This is a genomic window from Pseudoduganella sp. R-34, assembly GCF_049904655.1.
Taxonomy (GTDB): Bacteria; Pseudomonadota; Gammaproteobacteria; order Burkholderiales; family Burkholderiaceae_D; genus Rugamonas.
In genome coordinates, this window is the sequence record NZ_CP184572.1 from 6,190,061 (window position 1) to 6,207,761 (window position 17,701).

The 17,701-nt window shown below is 64.5% G+C and carries 15 protein-coding genes; 11 read left to right on the forward strand and 4 right to left on the reverse strand.

Annotation, left to right across the window (positions count from 1 at the left end; translation table 11 throughout):
- The first annotated feature begins 12 nt into the window (after positions 1-12).
- The gene (locus tag ACN9MW_RS28500; RefSeq protein WP_426165253.1) at positions 13-399 is read left to right on the forward strand and encodes a DUF3224 domain-containing protein; all 387 of its coding nucleotides are present in this window, start codon (positions 13-15) and stop codon (positions 397-399) included.
- Between the two features lie 167 nt (positions 400-566).
- On the opposite strand, the gene ACN9MW_RS28505 is transcribed toward ACN9MW_RS28500, so the two are convergent.
- From ACN9MW_RS28505 to ACN9MW_RS28515, 3 genes are read right to left on the reverse strand one after another with little or no spacing between them, the layout of a single operon-like run.
- Positions 567-3,161: an EAL domain-containing protein gene (locus ACN9MW_RS28505; protein ID WP_426165255.1), complete on the reverse strand. Its 2,595-nt coding sequence runs from the start codon at positions 3,159-3,161 to the stop codon at positions 567-569.
- Positions 3,158-5,185 (reverse strand): ATP-binding protein, encoded by a 2,028-nt coding sequence (locus ACN9MW_RS28510; RefSeq protein WP_426165257.1) that lies wholly within the window; start codon positions 5,183-5,185, stop codon positions 3,158-3,160. Before ACN9MW_RS28510 ends, ACN9MW_RS28505 begins: the two co-directional genes overlap by 4 nt.
- Positions 5,182-5,697, reverse strand: coding sequence for a YfiR family protein (locus ACN9MW_RS28515; RefSeq protein ID WP_426165259.1), 516 nt, complete (start codon positions 5,695-5,697; stop codon positions 5,182-5,184). The genes ACN9MW_RS28510 and ACN9MW_RS28515 overlap by 4 nt, the downstream gene beginning before the upstream one ends.
- 253 nt (positions 5,698-5,950) lie before the next feature.
- On the opposite strand from ACN9MW_RS28515, the gene ACN9MW_RS28520 reads away from it, so the two are divergent.
- Positions 5,951-6,433 carry a CinA family protein gene (locus ACN9MW_RS28520; RefSeq protein WP_426165261.1) on the forward strand — a complete coding sequence of 161 codons (483 nt, stop codon included), beginning with the start codon at positions 5,951-5,953 and terminating at the stop codon, positions 6,431-6,433.
- Here the strand turns inward: ACN9MW_RS28520 and ACN9MW_RS28525 are convergent.
- The gene (locus tag ACN9MW_RS28525; RefSeq protein WP_426165263.1) at positions 6,430-8,397 is read right to left on the reverse strand and encodes a 3'-5' exonuclease; all 1,968 of its coding nucleotides are present in this window, start codon (positions 8,395-8,397) and stop codon (positions 6,430-6,432) included. The genes ACN9MW_RS28520 and ACN9MW_RS28525 overlap by 4 nt on opposite strands.
- Before the next feature lie 19 nt (positions 8,398-8,416).
- On the opposite strand from ACN9MW_RS28525, the gene ACN9MW_RS28530 reads away from it, so the two are divergent.
- The 9 genes from ACN9MW_RS28530 (at position 8,417) to ACN9MW_RS28570 (ending at position 17,701) form a co-directional block, all read left to right on the forward strand.
- Entirely contained in the window at positions 8,417-9,319 is a 903-nt protein-coding gene (locus tag ACN9MW_RS28530) for a metallophosphoesterase family protein (RefSeq protein WP_426165265.1), read from the forward strand.
- 14 nt (positions 9,320-9,333) lie between these two features.
- Positions 9,334-10,062: a hypothetical protein gene (locus ACN9MW_RS28535; RefSeq protein ID WP_426165267.1), complete on the forward strand. Its 729-nt coding sequence runs from the start codon at positions 9,334-9,336 to the stop codon at positions 10,060-10,062.
- Positions 10,063-10,482 (forward strand): hypothetical protein, encoded by a 420-nt coding sequence (locus tag ACN9MW_RS28540; protein WP_426165269.1) that lies wholly within the window; start codon positions 10,063-10,065, stop codon positions 10,480-10,482. It begins immediately after the preceding gene.
- Positions 10,483-10,600: 118 nt separating this feature from the next.
- Entirely contained in the window at positions 10,601-10,918 is a 318-nt protein-coding gene (locus ACN9MW_RS28545) for an ArsR/SmtB family transcription factor (RefSeq protein WP_057261009.1), read from the forward strand.
- Positions 10,915-11,931 (forward strand): cation diffusion facilitator family transporter, encoded by a 1,017-nt coding sequence (locus tag ACN9MW_RS28550; RefSeq protein ID WP_426165271.1) that lies wholly within the window; start codon positions 10,915-10,917, stop codon positions 11,929-11,931. The genes ACN9MW_RS28545 and ACN9MW_RS28550 overlap by 4 nt, the downstream gene beginning before the upstream one ends.
- A gap of 189 nt (positions 11,932-12,120) precedes the next feature.
- Positions 12,121-13,392: a dicarboxylate/amino acid:cation symporter gene (locus ACN9MW_RS28555; RefSeq protein WP_426165273.1), complete on the forward strand. Its 1,272-nt coding sequence runs from the start codon at positions 12,121-12,123 to the stop codon at positions 13,390-13,392.
- Positions 13,393-13,417: 25 nt separating this feature from the next.
- On the forward strand, positions 13,418-14,512 hold the full coding sequence (locus tag ACN9MW_RS28560; RefSeq protein WP_426165275.1) for a porin: 1,095 nt from the start codon (positions 13,418-13,420) through the stop codon (positions 14,510-14,512).
- Positions 14,513-14,537: 25 nt separating this feature from the next.
- Entirely contained in the window at positions 14,538-16,379 is a 1,842-nt protein-coding gene (locus tag ACN9MW_RS28565; protein ID WP_426165277.1) for a sensor histidine kinase, read from the forward strand.
- Entirely contained in the window at positions 16,379-17,701 is a 1,323-nt protein-coding gene (locus tag ACN9MW_RS28570) for a sigma-54-dependent transcriptional regulator (RefSeq protein ID WP_426165279.1), read from the forward strand. Before ACN9MW_RS28565 ends, ACN9MW_RS28570 begins: the two co-directional genes overlap by 1 nt.

A 17,701-nucleotide genomic window follows, 5' to 3' on the forward strand; every position in this document is an offset into this window, starting at 1 on the left:
GGAGACAAGCCCATGCAAATCGAAGGCACGTTCGACGTCAAACTCACGCCGCAGCCGGCGGTGGAAGGCCAGCCCTGGGGCCGGCAAGCCATTGCCAAGACATTCCACGGTCCGCTCGATGGCACCAGCAAGGGCGAGATGCTGGCCGTCATGACTGCCGTGAAAGGCTCGGCCGGCTATGTCGCGCTGGAACAGGTCAGCGCCACGCTGGAGGGCCGCAAAGGCAGCTTCTTCCTGCAGCACTCCGGCCTGATGAACAAGGGCACGCCGACGCTGAACGTCAGCGTCGTCCCCGACTCCGCCACCGGCGAACTGGCCGGCCTGCAAGGCACGATGACCATCGATGTGACCGGCGGCCAGCACCGCTACACTTTCAGCTACCAGCTGCCACCGCGCTGACCGGCCTGTCGCCTCTCCCTGTGCGCAAAGCTGGCAGGTGTCTCAAGCAATGGCAGCAACATGATGTCATGAAGTGGTCACAAGCAGCGACTATTATCCTGCCTGTCTCCACATTCATACCACTCCCGTGAATGTTTTCAGCCGCCCCCATCGTGGGCGGCTTTTTTTTATCCGGTGAGGGCGGTATGGTCTTCGCCCGGTTCCCCGGCGCGGCGGCCGCTGCCGTGCATCAGCCAGTAGTGGTGGAAGGCCAGGCGGATATTGTCGCGCAGCTGGGTGTCGTCCCACGGCTTGGTGTAGAAGCGGTAGATCGCGCCGCGGTTGATCGAGTCGAGCACCGCTTCCAGCCCGGTGTAGCCGGACAGGATGATGCGGATCGTATCCGGGTACATCTCCTTGACCTTGGCCAGGAATTCGGTGCCGCTCAGGATCGGCATGCGCTGGTCGCACACGATCACCTGCACCGGATACAGCGCCAGCAGGTCGAAGCCTTCGGCCGGCGACTCCGCCGTCAGGATGCGGTAGCCGTCGCGGCGGAACAGGCGGTGCAGCGAGGACAGCACGTTGACGTCGTCATCCACCAGCAGCAGGGTTTGCGGCGGCTCGGCCGCCACGTTCGGGTCGGGCGGCAGGCTCTTGCCCGATTCGGCCAGCGCGCCCATCTCCGGCGCGGCCAACGGACGGCTGAAGAAGTAGCCCTGGATTTCGTCGCAGCGGTTGCGGCGCAGGTATTCCAGCTGCGGCCGCGTCTCCACGCCTTCCGCAATCACGCGCAGCTTGAGGCTGTGCGCCATGCTGATGATGGCCAGCGCAATCGCAGCATCGTTGGGATTGGTCGTGATATCGCGCACGAAGGCGATGTCGATCTTCAGCTTGTCGATCGGGAAGCGCTGCAGGTAGGCCAGCGAGGAATAGCCGGTGCCGAAATCGTCGATCGCCACCTTGATGCCCAGTTGCTTGAGCGCCGTCAGCACCTGGATGGTGCGCTCGGCATTGGACATCAAGGCCGTTTCGGTCAATTCCAGCTCCAGCAGTTCGGGCGGCACATTGTGCCGTTCCAGCGCCTGCCGCACGTCGTTTTCCAGGTCGCCCTCGACGAACTGGCGGCTGGCCACGTTCACGGCCACGTGCACGCCGCCAACCGGCGTGCGCAGCCAGGTCGCGATCTGGCGGCAGGCGGCATCGATGATCCAGCTGCCGACGCGCACGATCAGGCCCGTCTCTTCCAGTACGCCGACGAATTCCGCCGGATAGACCAGGCCATAGCCCGGCCGGTTCCAGCGCAGCAGAGCCTCCGCGCCGCTGATGCGGCCCGCGGTCAGGTTGACCTTGGGCTGGTAGTGCAGCTCCAGTTCGTTGTTGTCCAGTGCGCGCCGCAGCGCCATCTCCAGGTCGAGGCGCGCCAGCACCTGCACGTTCATGCCGGCGGTGAAAAAGCGGTAGCCGTCGCCGCCGGCCTCCTTGGCGCGCTCCATGGCGGTGTTGGCATACTTGACCAGCGTCTCCGGATCGTTGGCGTCGTCCGGGTACATGGCGATGCCGATGGAGGCGGTCAGCGTGGCCTGGTGATCGTCCAGCTCGAAGGGCGAGCGCAGGGCATCGCGCACTTCGTTTGCCACCAGGACCGCGTCCTGCTGGTCGCGCGTCATGGTCAGGATCAGCGCGAACTCGTCGCCGCCCAGGCGGCCCACCGTATCGCGCAAGCGCACGCATTGCACCAGGCGGTTGGAAAATTCGTGCAGCAACTGGTCGCCCATGGCGGCGCCCATCGAGTCGTTGACCTTGCGGAAGCGGTCCAGGCCGATGAACAGCACCACGATGCGCCATTCCTTGTCCTGCGCCAGCTCGATCGATTCGCCGAGGGTCTGGAAGAACAGGGTGCGGTTGGGCAGGCCGGTCAGACGATCGTAATGCGCCATGTGGCGCAGGCGCTCTTCGGCCAGGCGCCGTTCGGTGATGTCGCGCGCCACGCAGATCAGGGTGCGGTGTGCCGACTCTCCTTCGCTTTGCAGCAGCCAGTAGACTTCCACGGGCACCGTGGCGCCATCGCCGCGCTGCAGTTCGATTTCCATCAACTCCGGCGCGCGGTGCGGCGCCGCCTTCGCCTGGCCGGCGCGCTCGGCCTGCGCCGACAGCGTATCGCGGCCGCCAAGCCCAAGCCGGGCCGGCTCCAGCGACAGCAGTTGCGCGCGCGGGTGGCCCAGCATGCGGCAGGCGCCTTCGTTGACGTCCACCAGCGCCAGTGTATTGGTGTCGATCAGGAAGATGGCGTCGGCGGTGGCGTCCATGGCGCTGCGAAAGCGCTGCAGGTCGGCGGTGCGGGCGCGCACGGTCTGCTCCAGCACCTCGTTGTAGTCGCGCGCCTGCTGGTGCAGCAGCCGCACTTCCAGCATATTGTTGATGCGCGTGAGCACCTCGACCGGGTCGAAAGGCTTGCTGACGAAGTCGCGCGCGCCGGCATCGAGCGCCGGCAGCTTCTGGTCCGGCTGCGCCGTCACCACCAGCACCGGCAGGTATTCCGGCTCCAGCGGCTTGAGCGCCTCCATCACGTCGAAGCCGCTCATGCCGGGCATGTGCAGGTCGAGGATGATCAGGTCGTAGCGGTGCTCTTCGTGCCAAGGCGCCACCATGCGCGGGTCGGTGGTGGAGCTGACGTTCACGTAGCCGCTGGTCTGCAGCAGGTATTCCAGCAACTGCACATTGACCGGCTGGTCGTCCACTATCAGGACTTTGGCGTTCAGGATATCGTCGCGGCTGATCACTTGGACGTACTCCCTTCTTCCTCCCTGCGTGCCAGGAAGGCCATGGTGCTGTTGATCGCTTCCGTGAACTCGTCGATGTTGATCGGCTTGATCAGGTAGCGGAAGAAGCCTGCCGCCAGGCCTTTTTCCACGTCGCGCGGCATGGCATTGGCGGTCAGGGCGATGACGGGGATGTGCGCGGTGCGGGGATCGCTGGCCAGCAGCTTGACGGCGTCGATGCCGTTCAGGCCCGGCAGGTTGATGTCCATCAGGATGATGTCCGGCTGGTGGGCGCGCGCCAGCTCGATGCCAAGGTGGCCGTCCGGCGCGGAAATCAGTTTCAGGTCGGGGCGGAAGCTGATGATCTCTTCCACCAGCTTGAGGTTGGCCGGGTTGTCTTCCACATACAGGATCATGGCCGGCTCGCCTTCCGCGTGGCGCTGTTGCTGGGGCGGCCGCTCGGCATTGGGGTCGATGCGCGACGGCGTCGGCTCGGTCGATTCCAGCTCGATCCAGAACATGCTGCCCACGCCCTGGCTGCTGGTCACGCCGATGGTTCCGCCCATCAGCTCCACCAGGCGCTTGGTCACCACCAGGCCGATGCCGGTGCCCTCCTCCGCCCCGCTTTCCTGGCCCAGGCGGTTGAAGGGCTGGAACAGCTGCTTGACCTGCTCCGGCCTGAGCCCCATCCCGGTATCCTGCACCGAGACCCGCAGCAGGCTGGTGCCGCTCGGGCTGCAGTCGACCACCACGGCGCCGCCATCGCGGTTGTACTTGATCGCGTTGGACAACAGGTTGAGCACGATCTGCTTCAGGCGGGTGCGGTCGGCCGTGACATGGGAGGTGCAGCCGTCCGGGAACAGCAGGCGGATGCCGCGCGCGCTTGCCAGCGGCGCCACCATGCCTTCGCACTCGTGCAGGATTTCGTTGAGCGCCACCGGTTCCAGCGACAGCGCCACGGCGCCCGACTCGATCTTGGCCAGGTCGAGGATCTCATTGATCAGGGTCAGCAGGTGGCGTCCGGATTTCAGGATGTGGTTGGCAAATTCGCGTTTCTGCACCAGCGTGGAAGGCAGTTTTTCCGAGGTCAGGATTTGCGCGAAGCCGAGGATGGCGTTCAGCGGCGTGCGCAGTTCATGGCTCATGGAGGAGAGGAAGGCCGACTTGGCCTGGTTGGCGCTCTTTGCCTCCTGCATTGCCATGGCCAGCTCGCTGTTGGCCTGCTCCAGCTGCAGGGTGCGTTCGTGCACGCGCTGCTCCAGTTCCTCGTTCAGGCGCATGACTTCCTGCTGCGCCTTGCTGCGCTGTTCCGCCTCGCGCGCGATTTCGCTGTTCGAGGTTTCCAGCTCGCGCGTGCGGCTTTCGATCTCGCCCAGCATCTTGTTGAAGGCATCGGCCAGCTCGGCCACCTCGTCGTTGCTGGTACCCGGCGCACGGCGCGAATAGTCGCCGGTCGCCATCACCTCGCGCGCGACGTCGGCAATCGCCAGCACCGGCTGCGTGACGACCTTGTTCAGGGGCCGCATCAGCAGGTAGGCAATGCCCATCGCCAGGAAGGTGGCGACGATGGCAATCATCATGTAGTCGCCGAAGCGCCCCAGGAGTTCATAGTCCGACTGCAGGTAGACGGTGCCCAGCAATTCGCCGTTGTCGCGGATGCGGCGGAACAGCATCATCTTGCCGTCCTCGAAAGCCACGCCCTCGGCCTGCGGCGCAGCCGGCACGCTGATATCGATGCCCGGCGCCACATAGGTAGCGAACAGCTGGCCGCGCGCGTTGTAGATGGCGCCGGCATTGACCTTGGGCCGCAGGCGCAGCAGGGCCAGGTTCTCCTTGGCCAGCCGCGGATCGTCGAACGTCAGCGCCGGCGCGCTCATATGCCCAAGCAGCTCGGCCTGGGTCGTCATGTCGGAACTGAGGGACTGGTGGTAGGCGCGCAAGTCGTACGCGATGATGGTGCCGAGCGACACCAGCAGGGCCGCCAGCGTGACCAGCATCACCACGCCAAGCAGCTTTTGCGGCAGGGAGCGGCGGCGCGTCATCATCCCGCCACCTGCTGCACGCGAAGGGCGGCCGACAGCATGCGCGCGCTGATCTTCAGGCGCGCTACGGCCGCGTGTTTCAGGGAGACTTCAAAACGCAGCCTTTCGTCGGCGATGACGAAATTGATCATGCTGCCCATGCCGAAAGTCTCGTCGCCATCGGTGACGGTCAGCACCGGCTGGCCGCGGCTGGCGGCCAGCAGCTCCTGCGCCAGCGCCCTCTCCTGCGCCGGGATGAACAGGATGTGGACGCCGGCCAGGCTGTCGCCGCGCTTGATGCGCCTGACCTGCAGCGGCCGGCCGTTGGCCGTATGGCCGGCAACCGTCTGTTCCAGTTGCTCGGCCAGCGGGTCGGCGCCGGCAACGCCGATCACGATTGGCGCATCCGGGCGCGCAAAGCTGCCCTCGGGCCATTCAACGAAGCCGGCAAACTTGTACAGGTAGGCAGCCTTGACCTGGCGCTCCAGGCTGGAGCCGGATTGGGCATGGGCGCACAGGGGCAGCAGCGCAGCCAATAGCAGCGCAACCCAGAAAACGGGACATCTTCCTTGGAGAGTCCTCACCACCGTGCCTCGCGAACAGGGGATTTGGGGCATTCTATCGCTGAGTACCCGACAGCGGCGCAATTATTGGTTTATCGCACCACAAAAGCCTTCCCCGGCTTGCAAGTTAGTCGTGACGCCACATTATTGCGGTGCAGCGTGGTCAATCTGCACAGCAGCGCGCTAGAATGGGTTCAAACGCTTTTGTTTGCTAAAGGAGCCACAAGTGAGTACAGACATCAACGAACTGGCCGCCCAGGTGGGTAAGGCCTTGCAAGACAAAGGCTTGCTGTTGGCAACCGCGGAATCGTGCACCGGTGGCGGCATTTCCACGGCAATCACGGACATTGCCGGCTCCACCGGCTGGTTCGATTGCGGCTTTGTCTGCTATTCGAACGCCTCCAAGACCGAAATGCTGGAAGTACCGGCCGCCATGATGGCGCAATTCGGTTCCGTCAGCGAAGAAGTGGCAGCCGCCATGGCGCAAGGTGCGCTGGGCTCCAGCAATGCGCATGTGGCGGTATCGGTCACCGGCATTGCCGGCCCCACCGGCGCGGTGCCGGGCAAGCCGGTCGGCACGGTCTGTTTTGGCTGGGCCAACGCCGATACCGTGCACACCGAACGGCTGGTGTTCTCCGGCGACCGCCAGGCGGTGCGCGCGCAGACCATCGAGCATTCGCTGAAAGGCCTGCTGCGCTTTATTAACTAGTTGAGCAAGCGGCTGCGGCGCTCCGCTGCAGCCGGTTCGAACAGGGTCAGGCCGGCGATGGCGCGGCTGATCGCCACGTACAGGTAGCGCCGTTCCTCGGCGTATTCATCGCCATTGCGGGTGGCGCGCGGGAACTGGCCTTCTTCCACATACGGCAGCAGCACCTGCTGCCACTCCCTACCCTTTGCCGACTGCACGGTTGCCAGCGCCAGGGCCTTGCTCGCGCCGCCGCGTGCCGTAGGCTTGCCGCGCGTTGCCACCTGGCGGCGGCGCAGTTCTTCGAGGAAGGCCGGCGCCTTGGCATCGCCCTGGCGCTGGGCAAAATCAAGGAAGGCGCGCAGGGTGCGCAGCACGGAGTCGGCGTGGGCGCGCTTGACGAAAGTGCGGCGGGTGGCGGCCGGCAGGTCGAGGCCGGTGCTGGCCAGTTCCAGCAATTGCGCCGCGCTGGCCGTCGGGGCCTGCGCCTTCAACTGCTCCAGCACGGCGGCCAGGCGCTGCTTCCAGCGCCGCGTGGCGCCGCTGTCGTAAGGCTGTTCGGCGCACAGCAGGCCGCTGAACATGAATTCCAGGGTTTCCGGGTCGCGTACCACGGCGTGCTTCTGCTGCTGGTAGGCGTCGCCAGAGCCGTACATGGCGTGGCTGGCCTCGTAGTCGCGGCGATCGCCCGACACGGCGAAATAGGTTTGCAGGCCGTCGACCATCAGCTCGCAGCTTTCCTTGTCCGCCTTCAGCGTGCTGTAGTCGCCGCTGGCCACGTGCAGCAGGGCGCGCAGGGCCATGATTTCCGGGCGCTTGAGGTAGGAGGCAAAGCCGTCGCAGTTGTAGGGCAGGCCGGCATCCAGCAAGGCGTTTTCGATTTCCACGCTCTGGTCCACTTCACGCAGGATGATGGCCAGGTCGGGGCCGAGCGCCAGCTCTTTCGCCTTGGCGACAACTGCCCGGGCGCAGGCTTGCGGATCGGCGTGGTCATATTCGATGTGGCGCACTTCCGAGTAGGTGTCCGGGTGCGATTCAAAGCCGCACTTCGGCAAGGCGCGCTCCAGCAGTTTTTTCAGCGACACGCCGCAGCGGCGCGACTGCGACAGCGGCAGGCGTTCCGCGTCCGGGAAAGCCAGCTCGAAGCCGCCGCCCGAGAAGCGCGGATCGGCGCCGCGTTCGGCGTTGATCACCTGGTGGCGGTCGCCCACCACCACCAGCCGCGCATTGCGGCGGAACAGTTGCAGCAACTCGAACTCGGCGGCATTCACGTCGTGCCATTCGTCGACCAGCAGCAAGTCGGCCTGCGGCATGTCGTGCACGGCTTCGGGGAAGCGGCGCAGGATGGACACCAGGTCGGTCGCGTAATCGACCGGCGCCTGCCACAGGATATGCCCGGCCTGCGGCTGGCGGCGGCGCTCGAACTCGTGGAATATCTCCACAATCTCGCGGTCTTCCAGCTGGAACTCATTGCACAGTTCGTCGAAAGTGAAGTCGTCGAAGACCTCATCCTCGAAGCGCAAGGTGGCCAGGGTCGCCTTCATCTGCGCCAGCAATTGCAGCATCATTTCCACGCGCTGGGTGCTGCGCTCGAAATCGAAATCGAATTCCGTATAGCGGCCCTCGTGGCGCTGCCAGACCGTGTTGGCGGCTGCCACCAGCATGGGGCGCATCTGCTCCAAGCTGGACCAGCGCTCGGGCAGGTCCAGCCAGTTGCCGTGCTCCGCGATGCGCGTGAGCTGCGAGCGCGCCAGCGCTTCCACCGTCAGCACCTGCACCTTGCGCTGCGGGCATTCCAGCGCCAGCTTCTCGTAAAAGCGCTGGCGCGCCCCTTCCGAGAAACACAGGCCCAACACGACGCCCGGTTCCTGTGCCGCCAGCATGGACAGCGTGGTAGTCTTGCCTGTCCCGGCGCGCGCCTCGATCATCAAGGTCTGGGCGCGGGACTTCAGGATCGCTTCCTGCTCGCTGGATGGTGAAACTCGCATGCCTGTTCAAATGACGCCAATGAAAACACGCATTCTACCTTGGCTGGCCGTCGCAGCCGCCTTATCCGTCCCGGCCGCCGGGCATGCCGCGCGCCCCCTGACGGTGTACGCCGCCGGCGACATCGCCGACTGCCGCTACAACCGCGCCGCCGACTCCGGCGCCGCCGGAACCGCCGCCATCATCGCCAGGGGCGACCCCGAGGCCCTGATCCTCACCCTGGGCGACCACACCTACCCGAATGGCGCCCCGGCCGAATTCAGCGACTGCTACGCCCCTACCTGGGGACAGTTCAAGGCGCGCACCCGGCCTACTCCGGGCAACCACGAATACACCAGCGGCAAGGCAGCAGGCTATTTCGACTACTTCGGCGAACTGGCCGGTCCTGTCGGACGCGGTTATTACAGTTTCGACAAGGGCGGCTGGCACTTCATTTCCCTGAACAGCGACCTGAAAACCGCCGAGCACCAGCGCCAGCTCCTGTGGCTCAAAGACGACCTGGCAGCCAGCAAGGCGCGTTGCGCCCTCGCCTACTGGCACGCGCCCATGTATAGTTCTGGCGGGCACACCCCGACCAGGAAGATGCAGGACGTCTGGCGCGCCCTGCATGCGGCAGGCGTCGAACTGGTGCTGTCCGGGCATGACCACGACTACGAGCGCCTGGCGCCGATGGATGCAGACGCGCAGCCCGATCCGGCACGCGGCGTGCGCCAGTTCGTGGTCGGCACCGGCGGCGCCATGCTGACGCCCTTCCTCTGGCTCAATGAGCAGAGCGAAGCGCGCTCCAACTGGCGCACCGGCGTGCTGAAACTGGTATTGAAGGAAAACAGCTACGAATGGGAGTTCCTGCCGGTCCAGCCGAAGACGGCGCCGGAACGCCCGCAGCAGGAAGCCCGTGACAGCGGCACGGCCAACTGCCACTGATAACAGGAGCATCAATGCAAAACACGGTTCACTTCGTCCTGCAGGGCAAGGGCGGTATCGGCAAGACGTATGTATCGACCATCCTCGCGCAATGGCTGAAAGCCAAGAGCGAAGGCCCGCTGCGCTGCTACGACACCGACCAGGAAAACACCACCTTCTCGCGCTACAAGGCGCTGGACGTGAAGCACGTTCCGGTGATGACTGAATCGCGCACCATCGACCCCAAGCGCTTCGACGCCCTGATGATCGACATCCTGGAAGAAGACGGCAATTGCGTGGTCGACAACGGCGCCAACACCTTCTCGCCGCTGATGGCCTACCTGATCGAGAACGACTGCTTCAACTTGCTGGAAGAATCCGGCCGCAAGGTGTACATCCACACCATCGTTGGCGGCGGCGACACGCTGCACGATACCGCGATGGGCTTCGTCACCACGGCCAAGTCGACCCAGGTGCCGCTGGTGCTGTGGGAGAACGAGCATTTCGGCCTGCTGCAATCGGCATCCGGCAAATCCTTCCTCGAATCGCAGACCTACGCCGACAACTCGCAGCGCGTGCGCGGCCGCATTGTGCTGAGCGCGCGCAATGCGGACACCTTCGGCGCCGACGTGAAGAAGATGAACACCGGCCGCCTGACGGTGGACGAAGTGAAGGCCAGCGACAAATTCAATGTGATGGAAAAGCAGCGCATCAAGGTCGTGTTCCGCGACCTGTTCGAACAACTCGACCTAGTGAACTGGTAAATGGCCCTCGACCCGCAGAAACTACGCCTGCACGTGTTCGAAAAGACCGGCATCAAGGTAGATGTCGACGACCCTATCTTTGCCCTGGTGGCCTTGAACGAAGCGGTACTGGAAGAAGCGGTCGAGCGCCACCTGGCGCGCCTGGACGGCGCGCATGCCCCAGCGGCAATGCCAGGCGCCGCCTACGTCCCGCCCCCTGGCGCCCGCCCCATCCCCACCTCGCACGAGCCCTTCTCGCGCCGCGAACTGCGCCTGCTGGCAGCCGCCGCAGGGGTAGCAGTCCTGACCGCCGCCCTGGTGTTGATCGGCCAGGCCATGTTCAGCAAACCGGCCGGCATCCCGCCCGCCAAGCTCGAGCGCGCCCTGCAAACCCTCGACGCCAAGACCCGCACCGCCTTCGAAGCAGAACTAGCCAAATAAAAGTCGGGGTCAGGTCTGGCAATCCGCCACCAATTTCGCTATGCGAAATTGGTGGCGGATTGCCAGACCTGACCCCGACTTTCATGCTAACATGTGAATACCTATTCATTTGTTTGCTATGGCTATCTATTCTGACAACGATGCTTCCGTCGCGGAGCTGGCGGACCTGTTCCATTTGCTGGGGGATTCGACCCGGCTGCGCATTGTGCTGGCTTGCCTGGAGCAGCCGATCGCAGTCAGCGATATCGCGGGTTCGCTGCAACTGAGCTCTTCGCTGGTCAGCCACCACCTGCGCCTGCTGCGCGCCGCGCGTATCGTCAAGTCTGAGCGCCAGGGCAAACAAGTCTTCTATTCCACCGCTGATGCCCATATCAGCGGCGTCCTGCGCGATATGCTGGAACATATCGCCGAACCATCCAACGGTAACGAACAATGAGCGCCCATCATCATCACGGACATGGCCACGACCACGGCCATCATCACCACCATCACGGCGAAGCAGGCCACGGCCGCGCTTTTGCCATTGCGATCGCGCTCAACGCGGCCTTTGTCGCCATCGAATTCTTCTATGGTTTCCTGGCCAATTCGACGGCGCTGATGGCCGACGCGGGCCATAACCTGTCGGACGTATTGAGCCTGATCCTTGCCTGGGGCGCGGCCATCCTGGCCAAGCGCGAGCCGTCCGGCCGCTATACCTATGGCCTGCGCAGCAGCTCCATCCTGGCTGCGCTGTTCAACGGCATGCTGCTGATGGCGGCCACCGGCGCGATCGCCTGGGGGGCTTTCCAGCGCTTGATGGAGCCTACGCCTGTGGCGGGGTTGACCGTGTCCGTGGTGGCCGGCATCGGTATTGCCGTCAACGGCATTTCGGCCTGGCTGTTCATGAAAGGCAGCAAGGACGACCTGAATATCCGCGGCGCCTACCTGCACCTGGCGGCCGATGCCGCCATCTCGCTGGGCGTGCTGATTGCGGGCCTGGTGGTCATGTACACCGGCTGGGCGTGGATCGACCCTGCCGTGTCGCTGGTGATCGTGGTGCTGATCATGAAGAGCACCTGGTCGTTGCTGCGCGAGGCGCTGGACATGACGCTGGGCGCAGTGCCCGGCAACATGGATGCCGGCGAAGTGGAGAAATTCCTGCTGGCCAGCCCTGGCGTGACCGGCGTGCACGACCTGCATATCTGGTCGATGAGCACCACCGATGTGGCGCTGACTTGCCACCTTGTCATGCCGGGCGGCTACCCGGGCGATATGGCCATCGACGACATTGCGCGCCAGTTGAAGGAGCAATTCGGCATCCACCATACGACATTGCAAACCGAGCAAGGTACCACCCAGCATGAGTGCTGCCTGCAAGGCCAGGGGCATGCGCTTGAGGACAAGCATGACCACGACCATGACCACGATCACCAGCACGATCACGATCACCACCATGGTCATGCGCATTAAGCCAAGAAGTCATACACAGCCTCTCCACGCCGTCCAAGTCCTGGGACCGTAAAATTGCCAGCTGGCATCATTAGTATGCCGGCAGGCTTATAAATCAAGCACTTACCGGAATCCGTCCAACGGGCACACAGCTTGCTGTTGTCCCGGGACCCCGCCACACACGCGGGGACCTACACAACGGAGACCGGAATGCAAAAGAAGCGCCCCCTTACCCTCTACATCCTGTTCGCGATGCTGCTTGGCATCGCCGTCGGCTACGCCTGTCACACGGTATTCCCTGACAAGAAACTCACCGCCGACATTTCGGCCCACATCTCGCTGGTGACCGACATCTTCCTGCGCCTGATCAAGATGATCATTGCGCTGCTGGTGTTCTCGACCCTGACCGTCGGCATCGCCAACCTGAGCGACGGCAAGGCCGCCGGCCGCATCGGCGCCAAGGCTTTCGCCTGGTTCATCGTCGCTTCGCTGGTCTCCCTGGCGCTCGGCATGCTGCTGTCGAATGTGATGCAGCTCGGGACCAACCTGGGCCTGCCGCTGCCCGCCATCGACGCGAGCACGGGCCTGAAAACCTCGGCCTTCACGCTGAAGGATTTCATCACCCACGTGGTGCCGAAGTCGCCGATCGAGGCCATGGCCAATAACGAGATCCTGCAAGTGCTGGTGTTCTCGATCTTTTTCGGCTCCGCGCTGGGCGCGCTGGGCGAATCCGGCAAGCGCCTGCTGGACGTGGTCGACGAGTTGGCACAGGTGATGTTGCGCATTACCGGCACCATCATGGGCCTGGCCCCGCTGGCGGTGTTTGCCGCCATGGCTTCGGTGGTCACCACCAATGGCCTCGGCATCCTTGCCACCTTCGCCAAGTTCATGGGCGGCTTCTACTTCGGCCTGTTCTGCCTGTGGGCACTGCTGATCGGCGCCGGCTTCGCCGTGCTGGGCCCGCGCGTCCTGCGTTTGGTCGGCCTGATCCGCGAACCGTTCCTGCTGGCCTTCTCCACCGCCAGCTCGGAAGCGGCCTATCCCAAACTGCTGGTCGCGCTGGACAAGTTCGGCGTGCAGCGCCGCATCTCCAGCTTCGTGCTGCCAATGGGTTATTCCTTCAACCTGGACGGCTCGATGATGTACTGCACCTTCGCCGTGCTGTTCATCGCCCAGGCTTATGGCATCGACCTGTCGCTGGGCACCCAGATCATCATGCTGCTGCTGTTGATGCTGACCTCGAAAGGCATGGCCGGCGTGCCGCGTGCTTCGCTGGTGGTGATCGCCGCCACCCTGACCCAATTCCACATCCCTGAAGCCGGCCTGCTGCTGTTGATGGGCGTGGACCAGTTCCTCGACATGGGCCGCTCGGCCACCAACGCCGTCGGCAACGCCATCGCCACCGCCGTCGTGGCGAAGTGGGAAGGCGCGCTCGGCGAAGAAGAACAAGCGGACGAACACAGCTACATTCGCGCCGCATAAGAACAACAACCTCAGGAGAACACCAATGAAATACACTGCCACCACCCTGCTGGCCCTGGCCTGCTGCAGCGCGCACGCGCAATCTTCCGTCCAAGTCTATGGCGTTGCCGATGCCGGCATCGTGCTCGAACGCGGCGGCGCCGCCGGCAATACCTCCAATGTGAGCAGCGGCATCGCCTCCGGCTCGCGCATTGGATTCAAGGGCACCGAAGACCTGGGCAATGGCCTGTCGGCCGGCTTCGTCATCGAGAGCGGCTTCGCCATGGATACCGGCGCTTCCGGCCAGGGCGGCCTGACTTTCGGCCGCCAGTCCTACGTCTCGCTGGCCAGCCCGCTGGGCACCATCAGCGCCGGCCGCCAGTACTCGCCGTACTACAAGGCCTTGCGCGACATCGCCGATCCTTTCGCAGACGGCCTGGCCGGCCAAGCTGCCAACCTGATGGTACCGAACCGCCGCATGGACAACTCGCTGCGCTACGCCTCGCCCAAGCTGGCCGGCTTCTCGACCGAGCTGGCTTACAGCGCGGGCGAAGTGGCCGACGACAATACCCGCAAGCGCGCGCTGAGCGGCGCCCTGAATTACGACGAAGGCCCGCTGGCGCTGTCGCTGTCGCACTTCCGCCGCGAGAGCGCCAGCGCCGGCCTGCATGCCTATAACACCCTGCTGGCGGCGCGCTATAAGGTCGGCAACTACCAGCTGCACGCGGGCTATGCCTTCAACCGGGGCATGGGCACCGTGGGCGGCGGCGGCAGCAGCACGCTGTCGAACGGCACCAGCAGCCCAACGGGCACCGTGACCAGCGCCACCAGCGTCATCACCGCCGGCACCATCGGCGTTCCCGGCGCATCCAGCCGCGACGTGGTGCTGGGCCTGTGCGCCACCTTCGGCCCGCACAGCTTTGCCGGCTCGGTCGTGCAGCACATGGACCGCAGCGCGGCCAACCAGGATGCGCGCCAATACGGCATCGCCTACCTGTACGGCCTGTCCAAGCGTACCGACCTGTACGCCGCCTACGGCCGCATCAATGGCCACAACGGCGCCCCTTTCACCGTCGGCAACGCCACCGACGACGGCAAGGGCCAGCGCGCCTTTAACCTGGGGTTGCGCCATCAACTGTAACTGAGGTTTGCTATAGTTGGCTGTAATGCCAGTCCAGCCCAACATCACCGCAATGCCCCAGGCGCAACCGCGTCCGACGCAACACGTCCGTACTTTGCTGGGCCTGGTGCTGCTGGCAGGCCTGGCCCTGCCCTACCTGGCCTACTGGTGGGCCGACAGCGCAACGACCGAGCGCCTGCGTGAAGCGGGCGCGCAAAGGCTGGAGGTGTATGCCACCAGCCTGGAAAACCTGCTCGACAAGTACGACCTGATCCCGCGCATGCTGGAGCTGGACAAGGACGTGGTCCAGCTGCTGGAACATCCCGGCGACGAGGATGTGCGCAACAGTGTCAACGAATACCTGGAAGGCTTGAACAAGAAGGCCGAGTCCAGCAATATCTACATCGTCAACCTGCAGGGCCGCACCCAGGCCGCCAGCAACTGGCGCCAGAAGGACAGCTTCATCGGCGACGACGTCAATTTCCGGCCCTACATCCGCAATGCCCTGCGCGGCCGCCCTGGCGGCTTCTACGGCGTCGGCACCACCAGCCTGGAGCCGGGCTATTTCTACGCCCACGGCATCTACAAGGACGGCCGCATGCTGGGCGTGGCGGCCATCAAGGTCAGCATCGAGAACCAGCAGCGCAGCTGGACGCAGGGCAGCGACAAGGTGGCCCTGGTGGACCCGAATGGCGTAATCTTCCTCAGCTCGGACCCGGAGTGGAAGTTCAAGGCGCTACGGCCCCTGTCGGCAAACGTACGCGCCGAACTCGAACAGACGCGCCAGTATTTCGCGCAAGCGCTGCCGCCGCTGACGCTGAAGCACGACGAAGCGCTGGCCAATGGCGACCGCCTGCTCATGATCCGCAACAGCAATGCACCGGGTGCAGCGTCGACGCCCCTGATGCTGGCGCAGACACGCTCCCTGGCGCCGCGCGACTGGACCTTCATCTACATGTCCGACCTGAACGCGGCGCGCGGCAATGCCAGCCTCGCCTTCCTGTTCGCGCTGCTGGCCTATGGCTTCCTCATCCTGCTGTTCCTGTACTGGCGCCAGCGCCTGCGCGCCAAGGAAGAGCTGGAACGCATGGTGGCCGAGCGTACCGCCAGCCTGGCGCGCATGACGCAGGACTTGAGCAAGGAAGTCGATGTGCGGCGCCAGGCCGAGCAGCAGCTGCAGATCACGCAGAATGAGCTGTTCCAGGCCGGCAAGCTGGCGGTGCTGGGGCAGATGTCGGCCAGCATCACGCACGAGCTGAACCAGCCGCTGACGGCGCTGCGCACCATGTCCGACAACGCCGTGCTGCTGTTTGAGCGCGGCCGCATGGACGATGTGCGCAACAACCTGAAAACCATTTCGCAGGTGGTGGCGCGCATGGGCACCATAACGGGCAAGCTGAAGGGCTTCGCCCGCAAGTCGAATGCGGAACTGGGCCCGGTGTCGATCCATACCTCGATTTCGAACGCCCTGGTGCTGGTGGAGCGCCGCATCCAGCTCGACAAGGTCACCTTCCAGCTGCGCATCGACAAGGCCGATATCTATGCGCTGTGCGACAGCAACCGGCTGGAACAGGTGCTGCTCAACCTGATGACCAATGCCCTGGATTCGATGGCCGGCTGCGCGGTGCGCGAGCTGGTGCTGGAGGTGAGCAGCAAGCCAGGCCGGGTCCTGATCCGCGTGGCCGACAGCGGCCCGGGTCTCAGCGACGAAGCGCGCGAGCGGCTGTTCGAGCCGTTCTACACCTCCAAGCCGCAAGGCGAAGGCTTGGGTCTGGGGCTGGCGATTTCAGAACAAATCATCCGCGATTTCGGCGGAAGCTTAAGAGCGGAACAGGCCAGTACCGGCGCCTGCTTCGTGATCGAATTAAAAGAAGCGCAGGAGACGTAATGAACAACATACAAGTGCTACTGGTCGAAGATGACCCGACCGTACGCGCTGGCAGTGAACAGGCGCTGGAGCTGGCCGATTTCTCGGTGAGCAGCTTCGAAAGCGCCGAACCGGCAGCCCAGCTGCTGCAGGCGAACAGCCCTGTGGTGCTGGTGAGCGATGTACGCCTGCCCGGCATGAGCGGGCTGGAATTGCTGGAAGCGGCGCGTGCCATCGACCCCGAACTGCCGGTCATCCTGGTCACCGGCCATGGCGACATTGCGATGGCGGTGCAGGCCATGCACGACGGCGCCTACGACTTCCTGGAGAAGCCCTACTCTTCGGAGCAACTGGCTGACGTGGTGCGACGTGCCGTCGACATGCGGCGCCTGCAGCTGGAAGTGCGCGCGCTGCGCCAGAAGCTCGAGCACAGCGAAGGCATCGAGGCCTGCCTGCTGGGCAATACACCCGCCATGCAAGCCTTGCGCCAGGTGATCCTGGACGTCGCCGGACAGCCGGCCGATGTGCTGATCTATGGTGAAACCGGCACCGGCAAGGAACTGGTGGCACGTTGCCTGCACCAGTTCAGCGAGCGCGGCAGGCATCACTACGTGCCGGTCAACTGCGGCGCCATCCCGGAGACGATTTTCGAGAGCGAACTGTTCGGCCACGAGCAAGGCGCCTTCACCGGCGCTGCCAAGCGCCAGGTCGGCAAGATCGAGCACGCCGATCACGGCACGCTGTTCCTGGACGAAATTGAAAGCCTGCCGCTGGCGATGCAGGTCAAGCTGCTGCGTGTGCTGCAGGAGCGCTCGATCCAGCGCCTGGGTTCGAACGCCCCGGTAGCGCTGGACATCCGTGTCATTGCTGCGTCAAAAGAAGACCTGAAGGAGTTTTCCGACCAGGGCAAGTTCCGCAGCGACCTGTATTACCGCCTGAACCTGATCGTGCTGCACATCCCGCCGCTGCGCGAGCGCCGCGAAGACATTCCGCTGTTGTTCGAGCATTTCATGATGGATGCGGCAGCACGCTACAAGCGTCCCTGCCCGGTCGTACCGCCCGCGCAGATGCAGCAGCTGATGGCGCAGGACTGGCCCGGCAATGTGCGCGAGCTGCGCAATGCGGCCGATCGTTTCGTGCTGGGGTTGTCGGCCTCGACGGAGAGCGCAGCGCCTGCTTCGCTGGCGGACCAGGTCGGCGCTTTCGAGCGCATGCTGATCGAGCAGGCGCTGCGCGCGGCCGGCGGCAACGTCGCCACCGCCTGTACCGCGCTGAGCCTGCCGAAGCAGACCATGTACCACAAGATGCAGAAGTACGGCCTGGCGGCCGAGGACTACCGCTGA

Coding starts and splice junctions, on each gene's coding strand:
- ACN9MW_RS28525 (WP_426165263.1), bottom strand. CDS start 8,397: ATGCGAGTTTCACCATCCAGCGAGCAGGAAGCGATCCTGAAGTCCCGC.
- ACN9MW_RS28560 (WP_426165275.1), top strand. CDS start 13,418: ATGAAATACACTGCCACCACCCTGCTGGCCCTGGCCTGCTGCAGCGCG.
- ACN9MW_RS28530 (WP_426165265.1), top strand. CDS start 8,417: ATGAAAACACGCATTCTACCTTGGCTGGCCGTCGCAGCCGCCTTATCC.
- ACN9MW_RS28555 (WP_426165273.1), top strand. CDS start 12,121: ATGCAAAAGAAGCGCCCCCTTACCCTCTACATCCTGTTCGCGATGCTG.
- ACN9MW_RS28535 (WP_426165267.1), top strand. CDS start 9,334: ATGCAAAACACGGTTCACTTCGTCCTGCAGGGCAAGGGCGGTATCGGC.
- ACN9MW_RS28550 (WP_426165271.1), top strand. CDS start 10,915: ATGAGCGCCCATCATCATCACGGACATGGCCACGACCACGGCCATCAT.
- ACN9MW_RS28545 (WP_057261009.1), top strand. CDS start 10,601: ATGGCTATCTATTCTGACAACGATGCTTCCGTCGCGGAGCTGGCGGAC.
- ACN9MW_RS28540 (WP_426165269.1), top strand. CDS start 10,063: ATGGCCCTCGACCCGCAGAAACTACGCCTGCACGTGTTCGAAAAGACC.
- ACN9MW_RS28510 (WP_426165257.1), bottom strand. CDS start 5,185: ATGATGACGCGCCGCCGCTCCCTGCCGCAAAAGCTGCTTGGCGTGGTG.
- ACN9MW_RS28500 (WP_426165253.1), top strand. CDS start 13: ATGCAAATCGAAGGCACGTTCGACGTCAAACTCACGCCGCAGCCGGCG.
- ACN9MW_RS28565 (WP_426165277.1), top strand. CDS start 14,538: ATGCCAGTCCAGCCCAACATCACCGCAATGCCCCAGGCGCAACCGCGT.
- ACN9MW_RS28570 (WP_426165279.1), top strand. CDS start 16,379: ATGAACAACATACAAGTGCTACTGGTCGAAGATGACCCGACCGTACGC.